The organism is Xanthomonas sp. WHRI 8393 (assembly GCF_040203315.1).
Classification (GTDB): domain Bacteria; phylum Pseudomonadota; class Gammaproteobacteria; order Xanthomonadales; family Xanthomonadaceae; genus Xanthomonas; species Xanthomonas arboricola.
Window position 1 is genome coordinate 303,658 of record NZ_JBEGGL010000005.1, and the last position, 25,020, is coordinate 328,677.

General features: G+C 63.9%; 17 protein-coding genes, 4 tRNA genes and 1 pseudogene. 15 read left to right on the top strand and 7 right to left on the bottom strand.

Annotated features, from left to right (window positions below):
* The first annotated feature begins 26 nt into the window (after nt 1–26).
* The 3 genes from ABQ137_RS17480 (at nt 27) to ABQ137_RS17490 (ending at nt 401) form a co-directional block, all read left to right on the top strand.
* A tRNA-Gly gene (locus tag ABQ137_RS17480) sits at nt 27–102 on the top strand.
* Nucleotides 103–170: 68 nt separating this feature from the next.
* A tRNA-Cys gene (locus ABQ137_RS17485) sits at nt 171–244 on the top strand.
* Nucleotides 245–325: 81 nt separating this feature from the next.
* Nucleotides 326–401 (top strand) — tRNA-Gly (locus ABQ137_RS17490).
* A gap of 527 nt (nt 402–928) precedes the next feature.
* Here ABQ137_RS17490 and ABQ137_RS17495 read toward each other — a convergent pair.
* A tRNA-Leu gene (locus tag ABQ137_RS17495) sits at nt 929–1,012 on the bottom strand.
* Nucleotides 1,013–1,154: 142 nt separating this feature from the next.
* Between ABQ137_RS17495 and ABQ137_RS17500 the strand changes: the two genes are divergently transcribed.
* Nucleotides 1,155–2,447, top strand: coding sequence for a nucleotide sugar dehydrogenase (locus ABQ137_RS17500; protein ID WP_184519072.1), 1,293 nt, complete (start codon nt 1,155–1,157; stop codon nt 2,445–2,447).
* Here ABQ137_RS17500 and ABQ137_RS17505 read toward each other — a convergent pair.
* Both ABQ137_RS17505 and ABQ137_RS17510 read right to left on the bottom strand, forming a co-directional pair.
* Nucleotides 2,431–3,690: a TIGR03862 family flavoprotein gene (locus ABQ137_RS17505; RefSeq protein WP_349783254.1), complete on the bottom strand. Its 1,260-nt coding sequence runs from the start codon at nt 3,688–3,690 to the stop codon at nt 2,431–2,433. The two genes, ABQ137_RS17500 and ABQ137_RS17505, sit on opposite strands and share 17 nt — an antisense overlap.
* Before the next feature lie 11 nt (nt 3,691–3,701).
* Nucleotides 3,702–4,133, bottom strand: coding sequence for an FKBP-type peptidyl-prolyl cis-trans isomerase (locus ABQ137_RS17510; protein WP_024938670.1), 432 nt, complete (start codon nt 4,131–4,133; stop codon nt 3,702–3,704).
* A gap of 61 nt (nt 4,134–4,194) precedes the next feature.
* Between ABQ137_RS17510 and ABQ137_RS17515 the strand changes: the two genes are divergently transcribed.
* The 3 genes from ABQ137_RS17515 to ABQ137_RS17525 all read left to right on the top strand — a co-directional run bounded on the left by ABQ137_RS17515 (nt 4,195) and on the right by ABQ137_RS17525 (nt 6,214).
* A complete protein-coding gene (locus ABQ137_RS17515) occupies nt 4,195–4,560 on the top strand; it encodes a DUF6164 family protein (protein WP_065031449.1) in 366 nt (121 codons plus the stop codon).
* Nucleotides 4,561–4,595: 35 nt separating this feature from the next.
* Complete coding sequence (locus ABQ137_RS17520; RefSeq protein WP_349783255.1) at nt 4,596–5,357, top strand: sulfurtransferase; 762 nt, start codon at nt 4,596–4,598, stop codon at nt 5,355–5,357.
* A gap of 209 nt (nt 5,358–5,566) precedes the next feature.
* Nucleotides 5,567–6,214, top strand: a complete 648-nt coding sequence (locus tag ABQ137_RS17525) for a response regulator (RefSeq protein ID WP_024938667.1) — start codon at nt 5,567–5,569, stop codon at nt 6,212–6,214.
* A gap of 587 nt (nt 6,215–6,801) precedes the next feature.
* Here ABQ137_RS17525 and ABQ137_RS17530 read toward each other — a convergent pair.
* Entirely contained in the window at nt 6,802–10,533 is a 3,732-nt protein-coding gene (locus tag ABQ137_RS17530) for an Rne/Rng family ribonuclease (protein ID WP_349783265.1), read from the bottom strand.
* 410 nt (nt 10,534–10,943) lie between these two features.
* Here ABQ137_RS17530 and ABQ137_RS17535 point away from each other — a divergent pair, with 410 nt between their 5' ends.
* Nucleotides 10,944–11,930, top strand: a complete 987-nt coding sequence (locus tag ABQ137_RS17535; RefSeq protein ID WP_104544063.1) for an RluA family pseudouridine synthase — start codon at nt 10,944–10,946, stop codon at nt 11,928–11,930.
* Between the two features lie 120 nt (nt 11,931–12,050).
* On the opposite strand, the gene zupT is transcribed toward ABQ137_RS17535, so the two are convergent.
* From zupT to ABQ137_RS17550, 3 genes are all read right to left on the bottom strand, one after another.
* Nucleotides 12,051–12,869 (bottom strand): zinc transporter ZupT, encoded by an 819-nt coding sequence (zupT, locus tag ABQ137_RS17540; RefSeq protein WP_016904561.1) that lies wholly within the window; start codon nt 12,867–12,869, stop codon nt 12,051–12,053.
* A 271-nt stretch (nt 12,870–13,140) separates the two neighbouring features.
* Entirely contained in the window at nt 13,141–13,563 is a 423-nt protein-coding gene (locus tag ABQ137_RS17545) for an energy transducer TonB (RefSeq protein WP_184455991.1), read from the bottom strand.
* On the bottom strand, nt 13,560–13,916 hold the full coding sequence (locus tag ABQ137_RS17550; protein ID WP_024938664.1) for a 4a-hydroxytetrahydrobiopterin dehydratase: 357 nt from the start codon (nt 13,914–13,916) through the stop codon (nt 13,560–13,562). The genes ABQ137_RS17545 and ABQ137_RS17550 overlap by 4 nt, the downstream gene beginning before the upstream one ends.
* An 89-nt stretch (nt 13,917–14,005) precedes the next feature.
* Between ABQ137_RS17550 and ABQ137_RS17555 the strand changes: the two genes are divergently transcribed.
* From ABQ137_RS17555 to ABQ137_RS17585, 7 genes and pseudogenes are all read left to right on the top strand, one after another.
* Nucleotides 14,006–14,605 (top strand): NfuA family Fe-S biogenesis protein, encoded by a 600-nt coding sequence (locus ABQ137_RS17555; RefSeq protein WP_024938663.1) that lies wholly within the window; start codon nt 14,006–14,008, stop codon nt 14,603–14,605.
* Between the two features lie 13 nt (nt 14,606–14,618).
* On the top strand, nt 14,619–16,433 hold the full coding sequence (locus tag ABQ137_RS17560) for a transmembrane repetitive protein (RefSeq protein WP_184519082.1): 1,815 nt from the start codon (nt 14,619–14,621) through the stop codon (nt 16,431–16,433).
* A 142-nt stretch (nt 16,434–16,575) separates the two neighbouring features.
* Nucleotides 16,576–16,721, top strand: a pseudogene (locus tag ABQ137_RS17565) (SDR family NAD(P)-dependent oxidoreductase); the annotation flags it as partial.
* Nucleotides 16,722–17,239: 518 nt separating this feature from the next.
* Nucleotides 17,240–17,917 (top strand): 4'-phosphopantetheinyl transferase family protein, encoded by a 678-nt coding sequence (locus tag ABQ137_RS17570; RefSeq protein ID WP_184519085.1) that lies wholly within the window; start codon nt 17,240–17,242, stop codon nt 17,915–17,917.
* A gap of 244 nt (nt 17,918–18,161) precedes the next feature.
* Entirely contained in the window at nt 18,162–18,506 is a 345-nt protein-coding gene (locus tag ABQ137_RS17575) for a hypothetical protein (protein WP_184519088.1), read from the top strand.
* A gap of 22 nt (nt 18,507–18,528) precedes the next feature.
* Nucleotides 18,529–21,750 (top strand): efflux RND transporter permease subunit, encoded by a 3,222-nt coding sequence (locus ABQ137_RS17580; protein ID WP_349783256.1) that lies wholly within the window; start codon nt 18,529–18,531, stop codon nt 21,748–21,750.
* 58 nt (nt 21,751–21,808) lie between these two features.
* A complete protein-coding gene (locus ABQ137_RS17585; RefSeq protein ID WP_349783257.1) occupies nt 21,809–24,973 on the top strand; it encodes an efflux RND transporter permease subunit in 3,165 nt (1,054 codons plus the stop codon).
* The last annotated feature ends 47 nt before the right edge of the window (nt 24,974–25,020 follow it).

The following is a 25,020-nucleotide window of genomic DNA, read 5'->3' on the forward strand; positions in this document are numbered from 1 at the left end:
GTTCGCTGTAGAATTTCGCCTCCCAAGCGGGAATAGCTCAGTTGGTAGAGCGCAACCTTGCCAAGGTTGAGGTCGCGAGTTCGAGTCTCGTTTCCCGCTCCAGATGTAGACAAGGCCCCTTGCCGGAGGTCTCGTTGTTTCAAGGCAGGATGCCTTGGGTTTGATGTTTCGGCCTGGTGGTAGAGTGGTTATGCAGCGGACTGCAAATCCGCGTACGCCGGTTCAATTCCGGCCCAGGCCTCCACATTGCATGCGTTGTTTCATGCGTCGGCAACGACGACAGGACTGGCGCAACGAAGTAACAAGCTGTACAATTTTGCTCCACGCGGGAATAGCTCAGTTGGTAGAGCGCAACCTTGCCAAGGTTGAGGTCGCGAGTTCGAGTCTCGTTTCCCGCTCCAAATTCAAACCCCGTATATCGAACGATATACGGGGTTTTTTTATTGGCCGATGCAGGTCGGGCTAGCACTTGAGGAGGGCAACTCTTGGCCTTCTTCTCGCTGACGTAGCGCGGCGTGCTTGATGCCAGATGCGCATTGCGCCTGGTACTCCGCTGGCGCCAGGACTTCTGTCGTAAACAAGATCGCATCGTTGTGCGTGGCACTGCGTGGATGCTGCGGCTGGTGCTCTCCAGGCGCACGGAAGGGCAGTGCGGCCTGCATGCTATGCAATGGCGCGCCGCTCCATCTCGTCTGGCATCGCTAATCACGTCTACCGCAGCCGTGATCACCAATCTGCTCGCGCTGTTCCACCTCAGCCTGCGAGGCACTGACGGTTGCGGTGATGTCCGAGACAGGGGAGCGGGCTGAGGGCGCGTCATGCACTTGTAAGCGCAACGCAAAGGCTGGACTGCTCAATGCGACAGCGCTGCAGGCAAGGTTTGTCGACGCGTCGATGGCGTTGCGCACTTTGCAGTGCCACTAGAGCGTGCCCGGGGCGGGAATCGAACCCGCATAGCCTTGCAGCTGAGGGATTTTAAGTCCCTTGCGTCTACCAGTTTCGCCACCCGGGCATTGCGATAGCGTGCCTGATTGCGCGCCGATTGTGAATCGCCGCGTCGCCAGTTCGCCGCACTCATGGTCCGATGGTTGCCTGCGCTATGCTCCCACCGCGCAGGCGCGCAGCAACCGGCTGCGCACGATCGAAGGAACCGCATGTCCAGCACCACGCTACTCGTTCCGCAGCAGGCCCGCATCGCGGTGATTGGATTGGGCTATGTCGGCCTGCCGTTGGCCGTCGCATTCGGCGAGCAACGCGATACGTTGGGCTTCGACATCGATGCGCAGCGGGTAGCGCAGCTGCGCGACGGTCACGATGCCACGCTGGAGCTGGACGACACCGAGCTGGCTGCCGCCACCCGGTTGCGCTATACCGCGAATGCAGCGGACCTGGCTGCGTGCAGCATCTTCATCGTCACCGTGCCGACGCCGATCGACAGCTTCGAGCAGCCCGACCTGGAACCGCTGCGCAGTGCCACCACCTTGATCGCCGCTGCGCTCAAACCCGGCGACCTGGTGATCTACGAATCCACCGTCTACCCGGGCACTACCGAAGAGGTCTGCGTGCCCTTGCTCGAAGCCGCATCGGGGCTGCGTTTCAATGACGACTTCTTCTGTGGCTACAGCCCCGAGCGCGTCAATCCAGGTGACCGCCAGCGGCGTCTGCGCGATATCCGCAAGATCACCTCCGGCTCTACCGCAGAAGCCGCCGATGCGGTCGACGCGCTGTACGCCAGCATCATCACTGCCGGCACCTGGCGGGCGCCGTCGATGCGCGTGGCCGAGGCCGCCAAGGTGGTGGAAAACATCCAGCGCGACGTCAATATCGCACTGGTCAACGAGCTGGCCTTGATCTTCGACAAGCTGGGCATCGATACGTTGGACGTGCTGGAAGCCGCCGGAACCAAGTGGAATTTCCTGCCGTTCCGCCCCGGCCTGGTCGGTGGTCACTGCATCGGGGTGGATCCGTATTACCTGATGCACAAATCCGAAAGCGTGGGCTATCACCCGGACCTGATCCACACCGCGCGCCAGGTCAACAACCGCGTCGGCCGGCACGTGGCCGAGCGCGTCTGCGGCATGCTGGCCACGCGTGGCGTGGTGCTTGCGCAGGCGAGGGTGCTGGTGCTGGGCGCCACCTTCAAGGAGAACTGCCCGGACCTGCGCAACAGCCGCGCGCTGGAGCTGGTGCAGCTGCTGCAAGCCGCTGGCGTGCAGGTCGACACCTGCGACCCGTGGGCCGACCCCGCAGAAGCGCTGCAACACGCCGGCGTGCAGTTGTGCGAGCTTGCGGACGAGGGTGCGTACGACGCCGTCGTGCTGGCAGTCGCGCATGCGCAATACCGCGACTACGACACCCAGCGTATTGCCGCACTGGGCAAACCGGGTGCGGTGATTTACGACGTCAAATCAGTGTGGCCGCGCGAGGCGGTCAGCGATCGTCTGTAGCGCGGTCGGTCTGCTGCAGCCATTGCACCGCGCCATGCGCGGCACGTAATCCGCTGGCGAAGCAGGCAGTCAGCAGATAGCCGCCGGTCGGTGCTTCCCAGTCGAGCATCTCGCCGGCGCAGAACACGCCAGGCTGCGCGCGCGCCATCAGCTGCGTATCCAGCGCCTCCAGCTGCACGCCACCGGCCGAGCTGATCGCCTCGGCAAGCGGACGCGCTCGCAACAGGCGTAACGGCAGGCGTTTGAGCGTACGCGCCACCAGCGCCGGATCGTCGCCCGCCTGTTTGCCCAGATGTTCGTAGAGCAAGGCGGCCTTGACGCCGTCGATGCCGACCTGCCGGCGCAGATGCTCGCTGAAACTGCGTCCCTTGCGCGGTTTTTCCAGTTCGGCGCTGATGCGTTCCAGCGAGCGTCCCGGAAGCAGGTCCAGGCCAAGCTCGGCGACGCCATCGGTATCGATCTGCGCGCGCAGATCCGCAGCCAGCGCATAGATCAGGCTGCCCTCGATGCCGGTGGACGTCGCAACGCACTCGCCCTGCAACTGATGCGGCGTGCCATCGCGATCCTGCCAGTGTGCGACCACGGGCTTGAGCGGCGCGCCGGCATGCCGCTGCACAAAATGCGCGCTCCAGGCGATGTCGAAGCCGCAGTTGGCCGGCACCAGCGGCGCCACTGCAATGCCGCGTTCCTGCAGCACGCCTTGCCAGAGGCCATCGGAGCCGAGCTGCGGCCAGCTGCCGCCACCAAGCGCCAGCACCAGGGCATCTGCGGTGCGTTCGACATCACCGGTGGGCGAGTGGAAACGCAAGCCACCGTCATCGCTCCAGCCAAGCCAACGGTGCTGCACATGAAACACAACGCCTTGTTCCTTGAGTCGACGTACCCAGCCACGCAGCAGCGGCGCGGCCTTGCGATCCATCGGGAACACGCGCCCCGAGCTGCCGACATAGGTCTCCACGCCCAGGTCGCGCGCCCAGGCGCGCAGCGCATCCGCATCGAACTGCTGCAGCCACAATGCGACGGCCTCGCTGCGCTCGCGATAGCGTTGCGCAAACAACGGCATCGGATCGGAGTGGGTGAGGTTCAAGCCGCCCTTGCCGGCGATCAGGAACTTGCGCCCGACCGAACCCTTGGCTTCGTACAGGTCGACCGCAAGGCCTGCCGCACATGCCACCTCTGCCGCCATCAGGCCGGCCGGCCCACCACCGATGATGGCCAGCCGCCGCTTGCTAGCATCCGTCATTGCGCAGCCCTTCAGCGCGGCTGCACGCCGAGCAATTCCACATCGAACACCAGCGATGCGCCGGGCGGGATCACGCCGCCAGCGCCGTTGTCGCCATAGCCGTACGCGGGCGGAATCATCAAGCTGCGCTTGCCGCCCACACGCATGCCGGCCACGCCCTCGTCCCAGCCGCGAATCACCTGATGGCCGCCCAGCACGAACTGGAACGGCTCGGCGCGGTCGAGCGAGCTGTCGAACTTCTTGCCATGCTTGTCGGCGGCTTTTTCGTCGTACAGCCAGCCGGTGTAGTGCACGGTGACCAGCGCGCCCGGTGTGGCTTCGGCACCGGTGCCTATGTTGCGGTCGATCCGCTCGAACGTGGCGATGGTGCCGCCGGACGGCGGCAGGGCAGGCGCACAGCCCGCGAGCAGCAGGGCAGCACAAAGCGTCAACAGAAGGCGCATGGGATGGTCCAGCAAAGGGAGCGCATCATTATCGCACCTGGCTCCCGGTATCATCTCGCCCATGGCCAAGCTGCTGCTCAATCTGCGCAATGTTCCCGATGACGAAGCCGACGAGGTACGGGCGCTGATGCGCGAGCATCTGGTGCAGATCTACGAAACCCGGCCCAGCAACTGGGGCATCTCCGCCGGCGGCATCTGGCTCAGCGACGATGCCGATCACCCGCGCGCCAAGGCGCTGATGGATGCGTATCAGGCCCAACGCGGTGCCGTGGCGCGTGCGCAGCGCCAGGATGCGCTCGCTGCCGGCACGGCCGAAACCTTCGGCGCGCTGCTGCGCAAGCGGCCGTTGTTCGTGATCGCCACGTTGATCGGCATGCTGGTTGTCGCCTCGCTGGTCCTGCTGCCGTTCTTGCTGTTGCGCGGCTGATCGCACCTGCGGCCGCATCGGCTTAAAATGGCCGCATGATCACCAATACCGCTGCCTACCAATTCGTTACCATTCAGGACCCGCAGTCGCTCGCCGACAGCGTCCTGGCACACGCCGGGCAGCAGGCCTTGAAGGGATCGGTACTGGTGGCCGAAGAAGGGATCAACCTGTTTCTGGCCGGCGAAGCCGAGCAGATCGACGCGTTCTATGTGTGGCTGCAGGCCGATGTGCGCTTTGCGCAGATGCGCATCAAGTACAGCCTGAGCGCGCTGCAGCCGTTTGCGCGGCTCAAGGTGAAGGTCAAGCCGGAGATCATCAGCTTTCGTCGCGACGATGCCTCGCCGCTGCAGGGCCGTGCGCCGGCGGTGACGCCTGCCACGCTGCGCGAATGGATGCGTGCAGGGCGCGACGATCGCGGCCGCCCGCTGGTGCTGCTGGACACGCGCAATGCCCAGGAAGTGGCGTACGGCACGTTCCAGGGCGCGCTGACGCTGCCGATCGACAAGTTCACCGACCTGCCGGCCGCGCTGGAAGCACATCGCGCTGCATTGGCCGACGCCACCGTGGTCAGCTTCTGCACCGGCGGCATTCGTTGCGAGAAGGCGGCGTTGTGGATGCAGGCCGACGGCATGGACAACGTACTGCAGCTCGAAGGCGGCATCCTCGGCTATTTCGAAGAAGTCGGTGGCGAAGGCTATGACGGCCGCTGCTTCGTGTTCGACGAACGCGTTGCACTCGATGCGCAATTGCGCCCATTGGTGGATGCCGAGCGCAGCACCGAAGCAGGAAAAATCTGACCGAGCGCGAGTGAAATGCCCGATGTTCGCGTATTGGGCCCGCTCGCATCATCCGATCACGCCGCGATAGTGCACGCAATGCCTACCATGACGCGTGGCGGCAGAGTACTTCGCGTTCTGACTCGAACGTAATACGTTGCATCGAGCTTGCCCTGAATTATTCACGGAGATAGGCTGCACCAGCCAGCCGCACAGCGAGGACAACAAGGATGACCATCAGAGTTTTTCTGATCGACGATCATGCACTCGTGCGTACCGGCATGAAGATGATCCTGTCCAAGGAAGTGGACATCGATGTGGTGGGAGAGGCGGAGAGCGGGGAGGCGGCCTTGCCGCAAATTCGTCAGCTCAAGCCCGAGATCGTGCTGTGCGACCTGCACCTGCCCGGTGTCAGCGGCCTGGAAATCACCGAGCGCATCGTCAAGGGCGATTACGGCACCCGCGTCATCATCGTCTCGGTGCTGGAAGACGGCCCACTGCCCAAGCGTCTGCTCGAAGCCGGCGCATCGGGGTATGTCGGCAAGGGCGGCGATGCGCAGGAACTGCTGCGCGCGGTGCGCGAAGTCGCCCTGGGCCGGCGCTATCTCGGCAATACCATTGCGCAGAATCTGGCCCTGTCCAACCTGGAGGGGGGCGGCTCGCCCTTCGATGCACTGTCGCCGCGCGAACTGGAGGTCGCCCTGTTGCTGACCCAGGGTCTGCGCCAGGAAGACATCGCCAAGCGCTTGAACCTCAGCGCCAAGACCATCAACACGCACAAGGCGCGCCTGTTCGAGAAGGTCGGTATCCAGGACAACATCGCCCTGGCACGTCTGGCCAATCAGTACGGCCTGACCGATCCGGCGCGGACCTTGTAAACCGCGCCTTCGGATTTTCGCGCTCGCAGACACAGCCGCCAGATGCTGCTGCACAGCGCGTCGATGAAAACAGGCATACGCTGTTTTGCGCGGGAGCGGCACTCCGGCGTGCAAGCGAACGCGCGCGCGCGCTTCGGCATTCACTGCCCGAGAGGCGCTTCGCTTGCGACGGCTGCCGATGACGACGTGTCGCTACGGCGCAGTGCGCCGCGCCATTGGAGCAGGGCGATTGAATCGGTTTGAACGCCGCTGCATTCGATGACGAGCGGTTGCCGATGCGCAGCAGCGGACATTTCGGTCTGCTGGCGTGGATGCAGTTACGGCGCAGGGCCATGATGGCGCTGGCTTCTGCCTGAGTCCTGATTTTGGCGGCAATCGCCCCGGCGCTCGTTGATGCGGCGGGAAACAGTGCCCGGGTCAAGCGCGACTGCGAGCGCAGCAACTGTTTCGTTGCGATTCCTGCAAGGCCTGGTCACCCACTATCGGCATGACACTGCTGCACGCAAAAACAAGGCGGCCCGAAGGCCGCCTTGTTTGACACTGCCCGCCTGGATTCACGCAGGCGGTTTCAACCGGCTGGGAAACGATCAGTGATCGCCACGCGGCTTGTTGGTGTCGTTCTGCTGCTCCTGCGCGTCATCGCCATTGCGCGCTGCATCTGCCGGCTTTGCTGCCTCTGACACGACGACCGTCGGCTTCGGCTTGTCGGCAGTGTGCTCGTTGGCGTCTGCAGACACCGCTGCAGGCCGCTCAGGCGCCTTGTACGGCACCGGCGTTTCGGCCTGCGTCGATGTCGCGGTCGCTGCTGCTGTTGCGTCGGCCGGAGCCAATGCGTCAAGCAGCGTGGTCTGCACCGGAGCGTACGGCTTGCGTGCCGGCGCAGCATCGGCAGCCGGCGAGGTCTGCGGCACCGTGGCGGTGGACGTCGCAGCAACATCGGCAGCCGGGCTTGCCGCCGTTGACGGCTCGGCATGCGGCGGCCTGGATGTCACGACGTCTGCCTGCGCGCTGGAAGGCGCAGCAGCGACCGGCTTGGGCACACTGACGGCTGCCGGTGCTGCGTCGGTTTTCGCCGGCTCCGCTTGCGTTGCTGCCGCAGCTGCAGCCGGTGCTGCCTGTTCCTGCCGAGCAACCGCAGGCGCTGCAGCGTCGGCGGATGCCGACGATGCCGACGGCACCGACGTTGACTGCACAGCCGGTTCGGGCGAACGCACGACCGAAGGAGCCGCACGCTCGACCGGCTGAGCTGCAGGAGCCGCAGCTGGCGTCGCGACCGGAGCCGAGGTGTCAACCTGCGTCGAGGCAGCCGACGGAGCCGAAGCGACAACCGGAGCCTGAGCCGGCGAGGTCGCCGATTCCTGCGCAACAACCGAAGCCTGAGGCGCTTGCGGGGTCGTCGATGCAACGGCAGAAGCCTGCGCAGCCGGTGCCGATGCAGCCGACGCCGTGTTGCTGGCCGAGGCGGTTGCAGCCGGTGCCGCGGAGGCCGCCGATGCATTGCCACCTGCCTGCTCGGCTGCGGTGACTGACGGCGTTGCAGCCTGCTGCTCGAACGACGGCGTAGCATTGGAAACCGGCGCCGTGGTCGACGTCGTGTCGGCCGCCAGCGGTGCTTCCGCACGTTCCTTCGGAACCGGACGCGGCTTCACTGCGGCCGGAACGCTGGATTCCGGCTTGGCGCGTACCGATACCGCGGGCGTGCTCGCGTCATCGTCGAAGTCGAACTCCGGCTGACCGGCGCGCGGGGCAGCCGAGGTGTGGACCTGCGCACCGGCTTCGTCGCTCTCGTTGTCGCCATCGAGATCGCCTTCGGCATCGCCGTCCAGATCGTCCGTCTCCAGACCATCGACGCCGGTACCGCCTTCACCGTTTGCGCCAGCGCCACGACGACGACGACGGCCACCGCGACGACCGCGACGACGACGGCTGCCGCCCTCGCCATTTGCCGCATCATCGCCTGCTGCCTCCGGCGGCTGACCCTCCGCATTTGCATCGGTACCGCGATCGGCCTGCGACTCGGTCACGATGACCTCGACCGGGTGCGCCGGGGTGGCCGCAGCTGCCGCTGCCGGCGTTGCCGGTGCTGCGGTGTCGGCAATTGCCGCGACCACGGTGGCAGTCGTTGCGGTTGCAGCGGTGGAGGTCAGCGTCTGCGCCGAGGCAGTGCCTTCTTCCTGACGCGCAGGGCGCTGCTGCCGCTCGGACGGCGCGCCGTCCTGCTGCTGCGCAGCTGCACGCGGCGGGCGCGGTGCCTGGTTCTGCGGCTTCTGCTTCTGCTGCTGGGCCTGCTGCGGCTGCTTGGGCTGTTGCTGTGCCTCGTTGCGCGGCGGCTTGGGCACCTGCACCTGCTGCGCCTGACCGCCGTTTTGCGCAGCCTGGCCGTTGGCCGGCTGGCGACGCTCGTCACGACGCTCCTTGTTGGCGCCATTGCCGTTGCCGCCATTGCCGCGGTGCTGATTGCCACCGTTGCCGCCATTGCGGGCATCGCGGCCGTCGCGACGCTGGCCGCCACGATCGCCACGCTCGTTGCGGCTGCTGCGGCCGGCATCGTTCTGACGCGGACGCTGGGTCGACTCGGGCGCAGGCGCGACCGGCTCGACGCCGCCGAAGATGCGCTTCAGCCAGCCGACCACACCGGTGACCGGCGCGGGAAGCGGCAGTGGTGCGACCGGAGCCGGTGCAGGTGCAGCGGCAACCGGGGCAGGGGCCTCTTCACGTAGCGGAGCCGGCTGGCTCGGCTTGATCGAGGTCACTGCCGGCGCAGCCGGGATATTCAACTGTGCCTTGGTCAGCGCATGCACCGGCAGCTTGCGCGGGGTGCCGCGCTGGTAGCTCGGCTTGCCGCTGTCTTCGCCCAGCTCGTTCTCACGCAACCGCGTGACTTCGTAGTGCGGGGTGTGCAGCTGTTCGTCGGCGACGATGATGATTGGTGACTCGTGGCGCTGCTCGATCTCGCGCAGCGCGCTGCGCTTTTCGTTGAGCAGGTAGTTGGCGATCTCCACCGGGGCCTGGACCAGCACCTGTCCGGTGTTTTCCTTCATGGCGTGCTCTTCGGCCACGCGGATGATCGACAGCGACAGCGACTCGACGCTGCGCATGCGGCCATGGCCGTCGCAGCGCGGGCACACGATCTGGCTGGATTCGCCCAGGCTCGGGCGCAGGCGCTGGCGGCTCATTTCCATCAGGCCGAAGCGCGAGATGCGGCCCAACTGCACGCGTGCGCGGTCGTACTTGAGCGCGTTCTGCAGCTTGTTTTCCACTTCGCGCTGGTGCTTGGTCGAGGACATGTCGATGAAGTCGATCACCACCAGGCCGCCCAGGTCGCGCAGGCGCAACTGGCGGGCCACTTCCTCGGCCGCTTCTAGATTGGTCTGGAAGGCGGTTTCTTCGATGTCGCTGCCCTTGGTGGCGCGCGAGGAGTTAACGTCGACGGCGGTCAGCGCTTCGGTCTGATCGACCACGATCGAGCCACCCGACGGCAGGCGCACGTTGCGCTCGTAGGCGCCTTCGATCTGCGATTCGATCTGGAAGCGGTTGAACAGCGGAATGTCGTCGGTGTAGTGCTTGAGCTTGCGCAGGCTCTGCGGCATCACCTGCTGCATGAACTCCTGGGCATCGGCATACAGCTCCGGCGTATCGACCAGGATTTCGCCGATGTCGGCGCGCAGGTAGTCGCGCAGGGCGCGGATGATCAGGCGCGATTCCTGGTAGATCAGGAACGCGGCCGGCTTGCTCAGCGCCGCCTCGGCGATCGCCTTCCAGGTCTGCAGCAGGTAGTCCAGATCCCACTGCAGTTCTTCGGCGTCACGGCCGACACCGGCGGTGCGGATGATCACGCCCATGTCGTCGGGGATGTCGAGCTTGTCCAGCGCTTCCTTCAGCGCGGCACGGTCTTCGCCCTCGATCCGGCGCGAGACGCCGCCGGCGCTGGGCGAATTGGGCATCAGCACCATGTAGCGGCCGGCCAGCGAGATGAACGTGGTCAGGGCGGCGCCCTTGTTGCCACGCTCTTCCTTGTCGACCTGCACCACGATCTCCTGGCCCTCGCGCAGCAACTCGCGAATGGTCGACTTGTTGTGGTCGACACCAGCCTGGAAATAGTCGCGGGAGATTTCCTTCAGTGGCAGGAAGCCATGGCGCTCGGCGCCATAGTCCACGAACGCCGCCTCCAGCGAGGGCTCGAGCCGGGTGATACGGCCCTTGTAGATATTGGACTTCTTTTGTTCCTTGGACGGCTGTTCGATGTCGATGTCGTACAGGGTCTGGCCGTCCACAATCGCCACGCGCAGCTCTTCGGCCTGCGTTGCGTTGATCAGCATTCGCTTCATTATTGCGTTCCTCTCGCGCTCTACCGCGCGGAACGCCGTGACGTTTCGCCTCTGGAACAGCTTGTCGGCCCTTCGCGCAACGCGCGGACAGGCCTGACCAGGGTTTCCAGCGCTGCAACACCACGGCAGGCCGCGGGAGCGCTTGTCTTAAGTTTTATAGGTGTTTCAGGGCCGGCAGCCGCGTCCGGACGAACCGGGGCAGCGCACGGGACATGTTCAGCGCGACGGTCAAAAACCGCCGGCGATGGCCGGGCAGGCCGGTGAGCCGCTAACATGGCCGCCCCGGGGGCGGTGGTCGCGCACTGTGCCGGAATCATCGGAAGGCAGGCTTCTGGCCAATCAACTTCCAACGAAATCAAACCCTTATCTCGCTCGCCGAGTGTAACAGAATAAAGAGCCGGATGACCGACCCCCAGCCCCCCAAGCCACCCACCGACCGTGTGGGCGTGCGCATTCTCAAAGTTCCGGAAGACCGTGCTGGGCAGCGGCTGGACAATTTCCTGCTCGGCCAGCTCAAGGGCGCGCCACGCAGCCTGATCTACAAGCTGGTGCGCAGCGGCCAGGTGAGGGTGAACGGCGGGCGGGCCAAGGCCGAGCGCAAGCTCGAGGGTGGCGAGGAAGTGCGAATTCCGCCGGTGCGCGTAGCCGAGGAGGGCGACAGGGCGGCGCCACCGGCATCGTTCCTGGCGCGGCTGGAAGCGGCGATCGTGTTCGAGGACGCGCGCCTGCTGGCGCTCAACAAGCCGTCCGGGGTCGCTAGCCATGGCGGCAGCGGGATCAGCTTCGGCGCCATCGAAACCCTGCGCGCCCTACGCCCGAATCAGACCCTGGAACTGGTGCACCGGCTCGATCGCGATACCTCCGGCCTGCTGATCGTGGCGAAGAAGCGTTCGGCGCTGACCGAGCTGCAGGCCTTGATGCGCGAGGACGACCGTGTCGAAGGCCGCGGCATCACCAAGCGCTATCTGACCTTATTGGTCGGCCGTATGCCGGACGGGGTGATGACAGTCGATGCGCCGCTGCACATCGGGCTGCGCCAGGGCGGCGAGCGGCATGTGCAGGTCAATGCGATCGGCAAGCCTTCGCTGAGCCACTTCAAGCTGCTGGAGCGACGCGGCGGGCACTCCTATTGCGAAGTCCGTATCGAAACCGGCCGCACCCACCAGATCCGCGTGCACGCCCAGCACCTGGGGCACCCGGTGGCCGGCGACGACAAGTACGGCGAAGCGGAGGTCAACAAGCGCCTGCGCGACCAGCTCGGCCTGAAGCGCCTATTCCTGCACGCCGCTTCGCTGGAATTTGCGCTGGATGCCGGCAAGACGCCCTATGTGTTGAGCGCGCCGCTGGCGCCGGAACTGGCCGAGGCATTGGACCGGCTGGGGCGCTGAGGCCGCCATTGCGCCGCGGCGACGCATCCGTCCCGGTCGTGGCCGCCAGCGCTTCGCCGATGTGTCCTGGCGGTCGAGCCGATGGTCGTGCCGGCACCGCGGCTGCGGTTCGGCCGGGCGTTAAGGCGTGGCGAAGCGGAACAACACCAGGCTGATCGCCAGTGTGCCCATGCCGGCCACCAGGCCGTAGACCGTCTCGTGGCCCTGCGCGTAGCGCTTGGCCGCCGGCAACAATTCGTCCAGCGCCAGGAACACCATCACCCCGGAAATCAGGCCGAAGACCGTGCCGAACACCGCTTCTGACAGCACGCTGGACAAGGCCAGATAGCCGATGCCGGCGCCGATCGGCTCGGCCAGTCCGCTGAGCAGGCTGGCGCCGAAGGCGTAGAACTTGTTGCGGGTGGCGAAGTACACCGGCACCGCAATGGCGATGCCCTCGGGAATGTTGTGGATCGCGATGGCGAACGCGAGCGGCATGCCGACCGCGGGGCTTTCCAGTGTGGCGAAGAAGGTCGCCAGGCCTTCGGGGAAATTGTGCGCGGTGATGGCGATGGCGGTCATCAAGCCGACCCGGCGGATATAGGCACGGTTGTCGTCGCGGAACAGCGGATCATCGCTGGACAGACTCTGGTGCGGGTTGGGCACCAGGCGGTCGATCACCATGATCAGCAGCATGCCGGCCAGAAACGCCAGCGTGCCGAAGGTGAAGCCGAGCTTGTCGTTGTAGGCGTTGGAGAACGAGGCGATCGACTTGTTGAGAATCTCCGACAGCGACACATACACCATCGCACCGCCGGCAAATGCCAGCCCGAACGCCAGCAGGCGCGGGTTGGGCTTCTTGGAGAACACGACCATCAGGCTGCCGAGTCCGGTCGCCAGGCCAGCGGCCAGCGTGACCGCAAACGCGGTCCAGACATTGTGGGATGACACTTCGAGCATGTGACGCACGACCTCGTGGAATAGAACGTACTCGGCGGGGAGCGTGGCGACTGCTGCTGCGCACTTTGCGCATGACCACACTGCGGCTGCAGGATGGCCATGCCTGGATGACGAAGGCGTGGTGTCTGGCGCGATAACCCTGACGCGTGCACGCTGGCATGAGGCGTGCACCGTGGCTAGCTGGAGCTGATGCGGGCCGTTCGCCGTGCTCAGCCTTGCGTGCTGCGCGCCGGCGCGGCCGCGCTTGTGCGCGTGTTACATCGAACGCGGCTTAACCGCCTCGACGCGCACGCTCTTCGATGGCGAAGCATTCGTCGGGGCGCGGCACCGGCGGCTTGAACGCGACCGGTACCTGGATCGTCTGCGGCACTGCCTGGCCATTGCGCGTGGCGGCCCGGAATTTCCATTCGCGCACGCGGCTTTGCGCGGCTTCGTCCAGCACCGGCTGACCGCTGCTTTGCGATACCGAGACGTCGGTCGGGGTGCCTTCGACACCGACCACGACCCGGAGCACGGCGGTGCCGCCGATGCCGGCACAGGCCAGCTGCGGCGAGTATTCCGGCGGCGGGGTCTTCAAGGCGGCCAGTTCGGTCGGTGCCACCGCCGGTGCGGCGGGCTGCTGCGACGACTTGCCACACCCGCTGATGCCGACGGCAAGGAACAGGCCGGCGAGGGCGGCGCGAGACAGGGTCATGGGGTGGCTCCTTGATCGTAAAGCTGGGCGGCCTTGGCCGCACAGATGAAGTCGTTTTCGCTCAATCCGCCGACGTCGTGGGTGGAATAGCGCACCACCACGCGGTCGTAATGCACGCCCAGGTCGGGGTGGTGGTCCTCGCGGTGGGCAATCCAGGCCAGCGCGTTGACGAAGGCTAGCGTGCGGTAATAGTCGGCAAAGCGGAATGTGCGGGTGATCGCAGTGCCCACTTCGGCCAGCTCCCAGCCCGGCACCTGCGGCAGCAGTTCAGCCAGACGCGCTTCGCCAAGCTTGTGGTCGCTGCCCTTGCGCGGCAGGCAATGGGCCTGTTCCAGGGGAATCAGATCGGTCATGACAGTCTCGCAGGGGTGGCGGACAGCGCGTTCACTCAGGATCACGGTGTTCCATGAGCGCAGGCGCATTGAGCGGTAGAATAACCCGCATGATCCAGATATCCGACAAAGCCCAAACCTATTTCCGCAAGCTCATCGAACGCGAGGGCGTGCCCGGCATGGGCGTGCGCCTGAGCGCGGTGGATGCGGGTACCCCGCGCGCCGACGCCCGGCTGGAGTTCGCCGAACCGGCGGACCTGAGCGGCGACGAATGGGCGATCGACTGCGACGGCTTCACCTTATATATCGTCGCCGCCAGCGTGCCCTGGGTGGATGGCGCCGAGATCGACTACGTCACCCAGTCCACCGGCAACCAGCAGCTCACCATCAAGGCACCCAAGATCAAGGGCGAAGCGCCGGCCGAGTCCGCATCGATGGTGGAGCGCGTGCGCTGGGTGGTGGAGAACGAGATCAACCCGCAGCTGGCGTCGCATGGCGGACGTGTGGCGGTACAGGAGGTCTCGGCAGAGGGTGTCGTGCTGCTGCGCTTCGGCGGCGGTTGCCACGGCTGCGGCATGGCCGATGTGACCTTGAAGCAGGGCATCGAGAAGACCCTGATGGGGCGCGTGCCCGGCGTGATTGCGGTGCGCGACGCGACCGACCACGCCACCGGCGACGCGCCGTATATCCCGCGCGACAGCGCGGCCTGATTCCGCGCCACCGGTGACCACGGCCGCCGATCTGCTGCAGGCACTGCGCGCGCGCATGCCGGGCAAGCTCATCCTGGATCGGCGCACCGGTTTGCCTTACGGCTGGGCAACCTGGATGAGCAGCCGCCTCGGGCCGGCGGCTGCGTTCGACGATGACCAGGTGTTGGGCGTGCTGCTGGCACGGCCAGCGCCGCATGCAGGCGTTGGCGTGGCGTTGTTGTCGCCGTTCCAGGCATTTCGCAGCCTGTGGTGGCAGCACTGGGAGCCGCGACCGAAAGACCAGCGACCACAGCACTGGCTGGCGCTGCTCGGCAGCCTGTTGATCCATCTTGGCTTCATCGCACTGCTGATCTGGGTCGTCACGGTGCGCTGGGCGCCGGATGACACCCAGACCGGCGACGAATCACGGGTGCGCATGACCTTCATCGGCGACGGTGCGGCAGAGCAGGGCGGTGGGCAAGGGCAGCCCGCTGACGCTGCGCAGGCCGCCTCGGGCGATGCGGCTTCGGCGTCACAATCCAGTGAGTCCGCTGCGACCGGCAGGCCGAACGGGTCAAGCGCAGCGCCGTCGGTGCCTGCGCCTGTCGAGTCCGTCGATCCTCCTTCAAGCGCTGCCCAGGCCCAGGACATTGCGCCGGAACCGGTGGCTGCCGCCGCCAGCGAACCGGTGGCGCCGGAGGTGCCACGCGTGACTGTTCAGGTGCCGCCGGTCACGATCGAATCGCCGCTGCAGGTCACCGAAACACCGGTGGCCACGAACGACTTTGTCGTGCCGCCACCGCCGACGATCACGGTAGCGCCGCGTCCTGTTGAGCCGGCCGCACCACAGATCGAGGTGCGTCAGCGCGATGTCCAGACCATGACCGAGCAACCGCAGCTACGCGAATTGCAGCGTCCCGCTTCGACCGTCGCGATGCGCACTGCCAACGCACCGACGGTGCGCGAGCGGGAAATCGTCGTGCCGGACCGGCCCCAGGTCGTTGCGCCGTCGGTGCGCAGCCGCGAGATCACACCGACGGTGCGCATGCCTGAGGTGGCCATTCGAACGGCCGAATTGCCAAGCGTGCCGGACCCGACGCCCCAGCCGGCACCGGCCGCGCCAGCCCAGCAGACGCCGGCGACTCCAGCGACGACATCGTCGACATCGGTAGCTGCGGCAACGCAACCATCGGCGGCGTCCACGCAGCCCAATCAGGCACTGGCGAATTCGGCGCGATCGGCGCAACCCAGCAGCACTACGGCGGCAGCCTCATCCGCAGCTAAGCCGGCGACCAGCAATGCCGGCCCGGCGCCAGCAGATCGCAGTGGCGGCTGGGATGTTGCGGCCAATGCAGACGACTGGAGCAAATCCGACCGTCATCGCGCCGGCGAAACCACAGGCGCCAATGGAGCACGCAACGGCATGTTCAACGCAGACGGCAGCGTTCACGTCTTCGCCGGAGCCGGCGATGCCGGCAACGGCGCCGGTGATCGCGGACCGCCAGGCAGCGAAACCGATACCTGGACCCGCGACCAGATCGCCCAGGGCGGCACCTGGCTCAAACGTCCGCCGTACGGCTACACACCGACCTCGCTGGACAAGTACTGGATGCCGAACCAGTCGCTGCTGCAGGAATGGGTGCGGCGCGGCCTGAAGAAGATCGAAATCCCGATCCCGGGAACGACCACCAAGATCAGTTGCGTGGTGTCGTTGCTGCAGTTCGGCGGCGGCTGCGGCCTGAGCGACCCGAATCTCAACGATCAACCCGCAACAGCCAGACCGCCGCCGGATGTGCCGTTCAAGCCGGAGCTGCAGGAGGATGTCGGGATGCGCAAGCGTACTCTTTAAGAGAGATGAGCTCACCAGAGTTCTATCGCTTCAATATCCTTATTGCCCATTCTCCGCGACTGGCATACGCGTCGAGCTATGCCCTGGTCAGTACGAGGCATGGCGCTTCCTCGAGTTCGATTCCCACATCGAATGGTTCTATGAGCGCTCCGGGATCGTGCTCAGGCGGCTCGGTCGGTCATAGGAATGGCCTCGCTGGTCGTATTCCTGTATTCGGAGCGGGCCAGCTTCATCGATGGGGCCGGCGTGCGCATAGACTCAGGCTCGGTGTTTGCCATCGCCAGTTGAGCCGGGCGAGGCAAACGCTCGGAAGCAGTGTCGATTGAATATTCCCGATGTCCGATCTCCACTCCTGGGCGTACGTGCTCCAATCAGGCGCCGCGACCTGGGTGAGGCCGTTCTACACCGTCGATTGCCATCTGCCATGACGGCTGGTCCTGCATGGTATTCAAGGCAACAACAGAATGGCTTGCCTTGGATCGATGACTGACCTTGCAAGGTTGCGCTCGCCGCCGTAGGCATCATCCAAGTGTCGAGGATTCTTCGTCCTGCTGGTTGCGCTGATTGGGTCAGCCGAGATGGCTCGCCTCATGCCTTAATCTCTTCGGGCAATCAGGAACGCAAGCGGACTAGAAGACTCCAAGCATTTATCGGTAGTATGGCGACCGGAAAGCAGTCAATTTTGAATCGGCAGCAGAATCTCATCAGAGCATTCACAAAAAATGACAGCGCCGTTTGATGTCGGAGCGGAGCCGATCGCGGGGACGGAAATACATTCATACTACCGCGACCGCCCAGCAAGTGAGTTGAGCCCGCTGCTGAGGTCAGGCGCAGGCTTCACGATGTTTTGGCATGCTGTCGGCTTCGAGGGCGAAATGCCATTTGCAGCGTTTGCCGATCGTCTTCCGGCCGACATGCGACAGGTTAGTCCCAAGCGGATTACTGAATACCTGGCTGGACGTTATTGCGCCGAGCGCGCGCTAGCGGCCGCAGGTGCTGAAGCTGGCTGTTGGCTCCCGCGGGGAATCGATCGTCTCCCCATCTGGCCGCCCGGATGGACCGGCTCAATCAGTCACGCAGATGGCATCGCAGCAGCTGCAGTTGTCGCTCGCGCTCCAGGGACGGCCTTTGGCCTGGACGTGGAGCGTTGGATCAATGCGGATCAGGCCGGGCAAATCTGTCGCCTCATTGCAAGCCAGGCAGAGCTGGAACTTCTGGTCGCGCTGCCGCCGGAGCGAGCACTGACACTGCTGTTTTCGGCCAAGGAGGCGCTATTCAAGGCGCTTTACCCATCGACAAGACGCTTCATGGAATTTTCCGCTGCGCGCTTGGTCGATGCCAACGACGAGGAGCTGAGCTTGCAGCTGAGCGAGCATTGGAGCCCGGACTGGATGCGGGGGACGATCGTACCAGTGCGCTTCCTGCTACAGGAAGCGTACGTGTCCGCTGCGGCGCTGGCGCGTCGGACTCCAGTTGCGCTCTAGCAGCGCATGAGGCGCGAAGACTGGGGGGGCCGGCTTCACCCTGTCTTCTGGGTCGGTTACGATGAACAGTGTGGTAGATAACTGTATCGCACCATGGGCCGAGGCCTCATTCCGAAGGCAACTGCCCGCTTTCGAATAACTGTCCTGCGTCCCTGGTCCTGCAGCCGGTGGGCGAGTTTGATTTTAGTGCATTGCTCTGACTGGTGAGATTTGCCTAATCTTCGCTCAAGGTAGGGAGTTGTACATGCGCAGGCTGGCCAAGGTGGCGTTGTTGTCGGGGGCGGTGGTGGTGGTGGCTGCGGTAAAACTAGCCGTGGCGGGGGAGGGCAGCACTGAGAACGCAACGGACGCCGCCGGCGAGAGCAGGGCTCCAGTTCCAGTCATCCCGATTGAGGCGAGCAGCCAGCCGGTGCGCGCCGGTGTCGAGATCGACAGTGCCAAGATTCAGACCGCCGCGTGCCTGAAGGCGGGTGAGCGCGTCGTTGTCAATGGTCACTTCCGGCTCAACGCCGATCGCAAGGTCGCCACAACGGCCTCCGCCGCAAAAAGGGGGGCTGGCAGTGCCCCAATCCGGCGGAATCGCCATTGACGCTTCCTCGGACGAGTTTTCCATGAGCTTCTCGTCGATCTTTATCCGCCGTCCGGTCGCCACGGTGCTGTTGATGGCGGGCGTACTGATGCTGGGCTTTCTCGGCTATCGCCAGTTGCCAGTGGCAGCGCTACCTGAAATTGATGTCCCCAGTCTGGTTGTGACGACCCAATACCCCGGCGCCAATGCAACGACGATGGCCGCGCTGGTAACCACTCCGTTGGAACGCCAGTTTGGGCAGATCTCCGGATTGGAACTAATGACCTCCGATTCATCGGCCGGTCTATCCACGGTGACGCTGCGATTCTCCATGGATCGCGACATTGATGTCGCCGCACAGGACGTGCAGGCAGCGATCCGCCAAGCCACGCTGCCGTCCTCATTGCCCTACCAACCGGTCTATAACCGGGTCAATCCGGCTGACGTAGCCATCATCACACTGAAACTGGGTTCTGACACCCGGCCGCTACGCGAGATCAGTCACTTCGCTGATTCAATCCTGGCCCAACGGCTGTCGCAGGTAAAGGGCGTTGGCTTGGTTTTGATTGCCGGCAATGTGCGGCCGGCGGTGCGAGTGCAGGTCAATCCCGCTCAGTTATCCAATATGGGGCTGACGCTAGAAGACCTGCGTGCGGCCCTGACTCGCGCCAACGTCAATGCGCCGAAGGGCTCACTCAATGGGGCCACCCAGTCCTACAGCATCGGTACAAACGACCAATTGGTCGATGCCGCCGATTACCGCGAGATCATCGTCTCCTACAAAAATGGCGCGCCGGTCAGGCTTGCCGACGTTGCCAATGTCATCGACGGCATCGAGAACGACCAGCTCGCAGCATGGGCAGACGGCAGGGAGGCCGTGTTGTTGGAGGTGCGCCGGCGGCCTGGCGCCAATATCGTGCAGACCGTCGAGCGCATTCGGGATCTGCTCCCCGAATTGCGCAGCCTGCTGCCTGCCGACGTGCAACTGGAGATATTCTCCGATCGAACCGAGACCATTCGCGCATCAGTGCACGAAGTACAGTTTACGTTGCTGCTGACCATTGGGCTGGTAGTGGCCGTGATCTTTGCCTTTTTGCGCCGTCTATGGGCAACGTTGATCCCATCAGTTGCAGTACCGCTGTCGCTGGCTGGCACCTTTGCGGTAATGGCGTTTGCCGACATGTCGTTGGATAACTTGTCGCTAATGGCATTGGTGGTGGCAACCGGCTTTGTTGTCGACGATGCAATCGTGATGATCGAAAACATCGTGCGCTACATAGAGCAGGGCAAGAGCGGGCAGGAAGCGGCTGAAATTGGCGCGCGTCAGATAGGCTTTACGGTACTTTCTCTCACTGTGTCGCTGGTCGCGGTGTTCTTGCCCTTGTTGATGATGCCGGGGGTGACCGGACGCCTGTTCCACGAGTTCGCCTGGGTGCTGAGCATTGCGGTGGTGCTATCGATGGTGGTGTCCCTGACGCTGACGCCAATGATGTGCGCTTACCTGCTCAAGCCCGATGGGCTGCCGGAGAGCGAGGTTTCTCGTGGGCGCGACGGCCGTGACAATCGCTCCAGCGTATGGAGCCGCATGGTCGCAGCCTATGAGCGCAGTCTCGATTGGGTGTTGGCGCATCCACAGTGGACCCTGGGTGCGGCAGGGATGGCGGTTGTACTGACGGTGTTGCTGTACGTGGCGATACCGAAAGGCCTGCTCCCCGAACAGGACACGGGCCTGATCGTGGGCGTTGTCCAAGCCGATCAGAGCATTGCCTTTGCACAGATGCGCGAGCGAACGCTGGCGGTAGCCCAGGCACTGCGAAGCGACCCGGCCGTCGCTGCAGTTGCCGCCTTCGTTGGAGCCGGAAGCATGAATCCGACGCTCAACCAGGGCCGGATCTCAATCGTGCTCAAAGAGCGCGGCGAGCGCCAGAGCCTTGACGAGATCCTGCCGCGTCTTCAACGCTCTACCACTGATGTTGCGGGCGTGGCCCTGTATCTCAAGCCGGTACAGGATGTCACCCTTGATACCCGAGTGGCCCCAACCGAGTATCAATACGCGTTGTCTGGCATGGACGCGGAAGAAGTGGCCGTTGAGGCCGAGCGGATGACCCAGGCGCTACGCGCGCGTCCGGAACTCGCCGATGTGGACAATAATTTGTCCAATCAGGGAGGCGCGCTAGAGCTGAGCGTGGACCGAGAAAATGCCAGCCTGCTCGGCGTGCCGATGCAGAGTATCAACGATACGCTCTACAACGCATTTGGACAGCGGCAGATTTCGACGATTTTCACCGAGATTAACCAGTATCGCGTGGTCTTGGAGGTGGCTCCTGAATTCCGCACGCAGAAGGCGTTGCTGCAGCAACTTGTAGTCGCTTCAAACGGGTCCGGCGCCTTGGTCGGCAGCAATGCAACCGCATTCGGCCAGCTTGCCTCCAGCAATTCCTCCACGGCCACCGGTATCGGCAACCGCGATACCGGTATCCCCGTGGGTGCTGGAGGCACTATTCCGCTGTCGTCACTGGTCAAGTCGAGAGTTACTAGCACGCCTCTGGTAGTCAGTCATCAGCAGCAGCTACCGGCGGCGATGATCTTGTTCAATATTGCTCCAGGCCATTCGCTCTCCGATGCGGTCAGTGCGGTAGAACAGGTACGCAAGCAGTTGGCCTGGCCGTCTCAGGTACACGGCCAGTTTGTCGGCAAGGCGGCCGAGTTTACCCAGAGCCAGACCGATGTGATCTGGCTTCTGCTGGCATCGCTAGTGGTGATCTATATTGTCCTCGGCATTCTCTATGAAAGTTATATCCATCCAATCACCATCATCTCGACGCTGCCGCCAGCAGGGGTCGGCGCATTGTTGGCATTGATGGTCTGCGGGTTGAGCCTGTCGGTCGACGGCATTGTCGGCATCGTGTTGTTGATCGGCATCGTAAAAAAAAACGGCATCATGATGGTCGATTTTGCGATCGAGGCGCAGCGTGCCGGCGCCAGTCCGCACGAAGCGATCCGCCGCAGCTGCCTGTTGCGTTTTCGTCCGATCATGATGACCACCCTGGCAGCGCTGCTCGGTGCGTTGCCACTGGCGCTGGGCACCGGTATCGGTTTCGAGTTGCGCCGTCCCCTGGGTCTGTCGATCGTCGGGGGACTGTTGGTGTCGCAGTTGGTAACCCTGTACACCACGCCGGTGATCTATTTGTACATGGAGCGCTATCAGGCGTGGCTGCGGCGGCGCCGACAGCAGCGCACGCAAGCCCCGGTGGTACACGCATGAAGAGGGATGCGCATCGCAGCATGCAAGCCCTCGCACGCGTTGAACGCGGTGCCGGCGTATGAATTTGTTCGCGCCGATCATCCGCCGCCCGATTGGCGCCTCCTTGGCGGGGGTCGGCCTCGTGCTGGTGGGTCTGTGGTCGTACTTCCTGCTTGGTGTGGCCGCGTTGCCTTCGCTGGATCTCCCCGCGGTGGCAGTAGCTGCGCAGATGTCTGGCGCCAGTGCAGAGACCATGGCCAATACCGTGATGACCCCCTTGGAGCGCCATCTGGGCCGGATCCCAGGGGTCAAGCAAATGGTTGGCATCGCAGGCGAGAACTCTGTCCAGATACAGATTCTGTTCGAGTTCGGTATCAATGCCGACTCGGCAGCCCGCGAGGTGCAGGCGGCGATCAACACTTCGTTGGTAGATCTGCCTGCGGGCATGCCGACGCCACCGCAGTATTTCAAGTTTGACACTGCGCAATTGCCTGTGCTGCTCGTGGCACTGACCTCGCCAACGCTGGCCCCTGACCAGCTTTATGACGTAGCCGACAATCTAGCCAAACCTGCCGTCGCGCGTGTTGACGGCGTGGCAACAGTCCAGTTGTCGGGCGGATCGCCGCGTGCGGTGCGCGTCGAGCTGGACAACCATGCGTTAGCGGCCAAGGGCATCACTGCCAATGAGGTCAAGAATGCCCTGGCTGCGGCTAATTCCTCGTCGGCGCTGGGCGCGGTGGAACAGGGCCCGCGACAGTTGCTGCTGGTCACCACATCCGCGTTGATGCGCGCGGCGGACTTTGCCGGACTTGTCATCGCAGTGCGTGGTCGCGCGCCCATCAAGCTGGGCGATGTGGCCCGTGTCTACGATGGCCAGGAGGACGCGTTTCAGGGGGCCTGGTACAACGGCCAACGCACAGTGGTGATGCAAATAAGCAAGCGCGCGGACGCCAACTCGGTGGCGACCGTGGAAGCGATTCGAGCGGCACTGCCAGGGTTGCGCTCCATCATGCCCGCTGATGTCGCCGTTCATCCGATCTTCGACCTCACCCAGACCACCAAAAGTGGCCTGCACGAGGTTGAGTTCACTCTGCTGCTCAGCATTCTGATGGTGGCCACAGTAATGCTGTTGTTTCTGCGTAGGGTCGGTCCGACCTTGATCGCGATGGCAAGCGTGCCGTTGTCGCTGGCAGGTGCCTTCATCGCGATGTGGTGCATGGATTTTTCGCTCAACACATTGTCGCTGATTGCTCTTGTGCTTGCGATCGGTTTTGTGGTCGACGATGCAATCGTCGTAATTGAAAACATTGTTCGGCACATGGAGCTCGGGCATTCGCCGCTAGCGGCTTCACTCAGCGGTACCCGAGAGATCGGGTTTACCATCGTTTCAATTACGTTGTCGCTCGTCGCGGTGTTTGCGCCGATGGTGTTTGGCAACAACATTTTTGTCACATTGGTGCGGGAGTTCTCGGTCACCCTGCTAGCGGCCATCATTGTAAGCGCGGTAGTTTCGCTAACAGTGACGCCCGCGTTGTGCGGAAAGTACTTGGATCTGAAAGCAGAGTCCGCCAGTGGCCAGACAACCGCACGCCTGGTTGCAGCGCTGCAGAGAATGGACGACGTCGTTCTGAACGTCTATCGACGAACGCTGGGCTGGGCAATGCGCCATCGGCGGCTGATGCGCTGGCAGCCGATATGCTTGATTGTCTTGACCGGCGTACTGGGCGCCGCCGTCGCGATGACCGCAGGTGGCGGAGTCATGCCGGAAGAGGATCTGGGCATGATCCAAGCCATGGTCCGCGGCGACGCTAATGTGGCCTCCGATCGTTTCTCAGCAGATGTGCGTGGCGTGGCTGCCATCATGCGGGCTGATCCAGCCGTTCGCGAGGTGACCGCAGTGCTTAACGGCAGCGGGCTGGATGCAGGCGGAGGTCGCTCCGCAAGTCTTTACGTCGAGCTTTATCCGATCAGTGAAAGACACGCTGGCGTCGCCGAGGTGATCGCCCGTCTCAACGAGACATATAAACACCTGCCGGAGGTGGCGGTAGTCATGAATGCTGTGCAGTTTTTCGGCGGAGGTGGCGATACCCGTTCCGGGGGAGGGCAGTATCAGCTTCAGCTCACCAGTTCGGCAGGCGTAAGCTTGCAGGAAACAACGTTGAAGCTGGCCGAGCGCTTACGGGCCATGCCGCAGCTGCGTGCCGTGGAAACAAGTTTTGATGGCGTCGGCAAACAGCAGTCGGTGGTTGTCGACAGGCAGGCTGCGGCCAGGATGGGCGTTTCGATGGCCGATGTCGATGACGCGCTCTACAACGCATTCGGTCAGCGGCCGGTATCGGTGATCTATTCGCACATCAATCAATACCGCGTCGTGCTGACCTCCGAACAGGCGCGTGCCCCGGGACCCGAGCAGTTGCTGCAAACCTACCTGCGCACAGGTACCGGGCAAATGGTTCCGTTATCGGCGGTCGCGACGATCAAGTCCGCGATTACCCCCTCCAGTGTCATGCATTACAACCAGTTGGAGTCATCGAGCATCAGCTACAACGTGGCCCCTGGAGTCAGCCAGATCGAAGGAATTCGTGTTGTCGACGAGCTGATCGCCAAGGCGCCCCTTCCCCCCGGCGTCCAGGACGACTACGCAGGCACCAATCAAAAGTTGATGGAAGCGGTCGTGGGTGCCGCGACCATGTTGATTGCGGTGATCGTTCTCATGTACGTGCTGTTGGGCGTGCTCTACAACAGTCTCTTCCATCCACTCGTAATTCTGTCGACACTTCCTGCGGCAGGCATGGGAGCATTTCTGGCAATGCTCGTGACGCAGACCCAACTGACCCTGATGTCCGTGATTGCGGTACTCATGCTCATCGGCATTGTCAAAAAGAACGCCATCATGATGGTCGACTTCGCATTAGTCGCCGAGCGCGAGCGCGGACTCGATCCGGTGGCTGCGATCACGGAGGCCGCCCTGGTGCGCTTTCGTCCGATTACGATGACGACGCTCGCGGCCATGGGGGCCGCGCTGCCCCTGGTAATCGGGTTTGGTGTTGGCTCAGAGATGCGTCGCCCCTTGGGTATCGCCATCCTCGGGGGGCTAATCGTGTCGCAATTGCTAACACTACTTAGTACCCCTGCGATCTATCTGTGGCTGCATGATCGTGCGCTGCACAAACGCGTACGCGTACGTGAACGCCTGCGCAAGTTACGCCGTAGCCGGATCGCGGCCAGTGGTGAGGGTGTCTGATACACCATTTCTGGTACGGAATGGGCCGATCAAGTCCTCTGAATGAT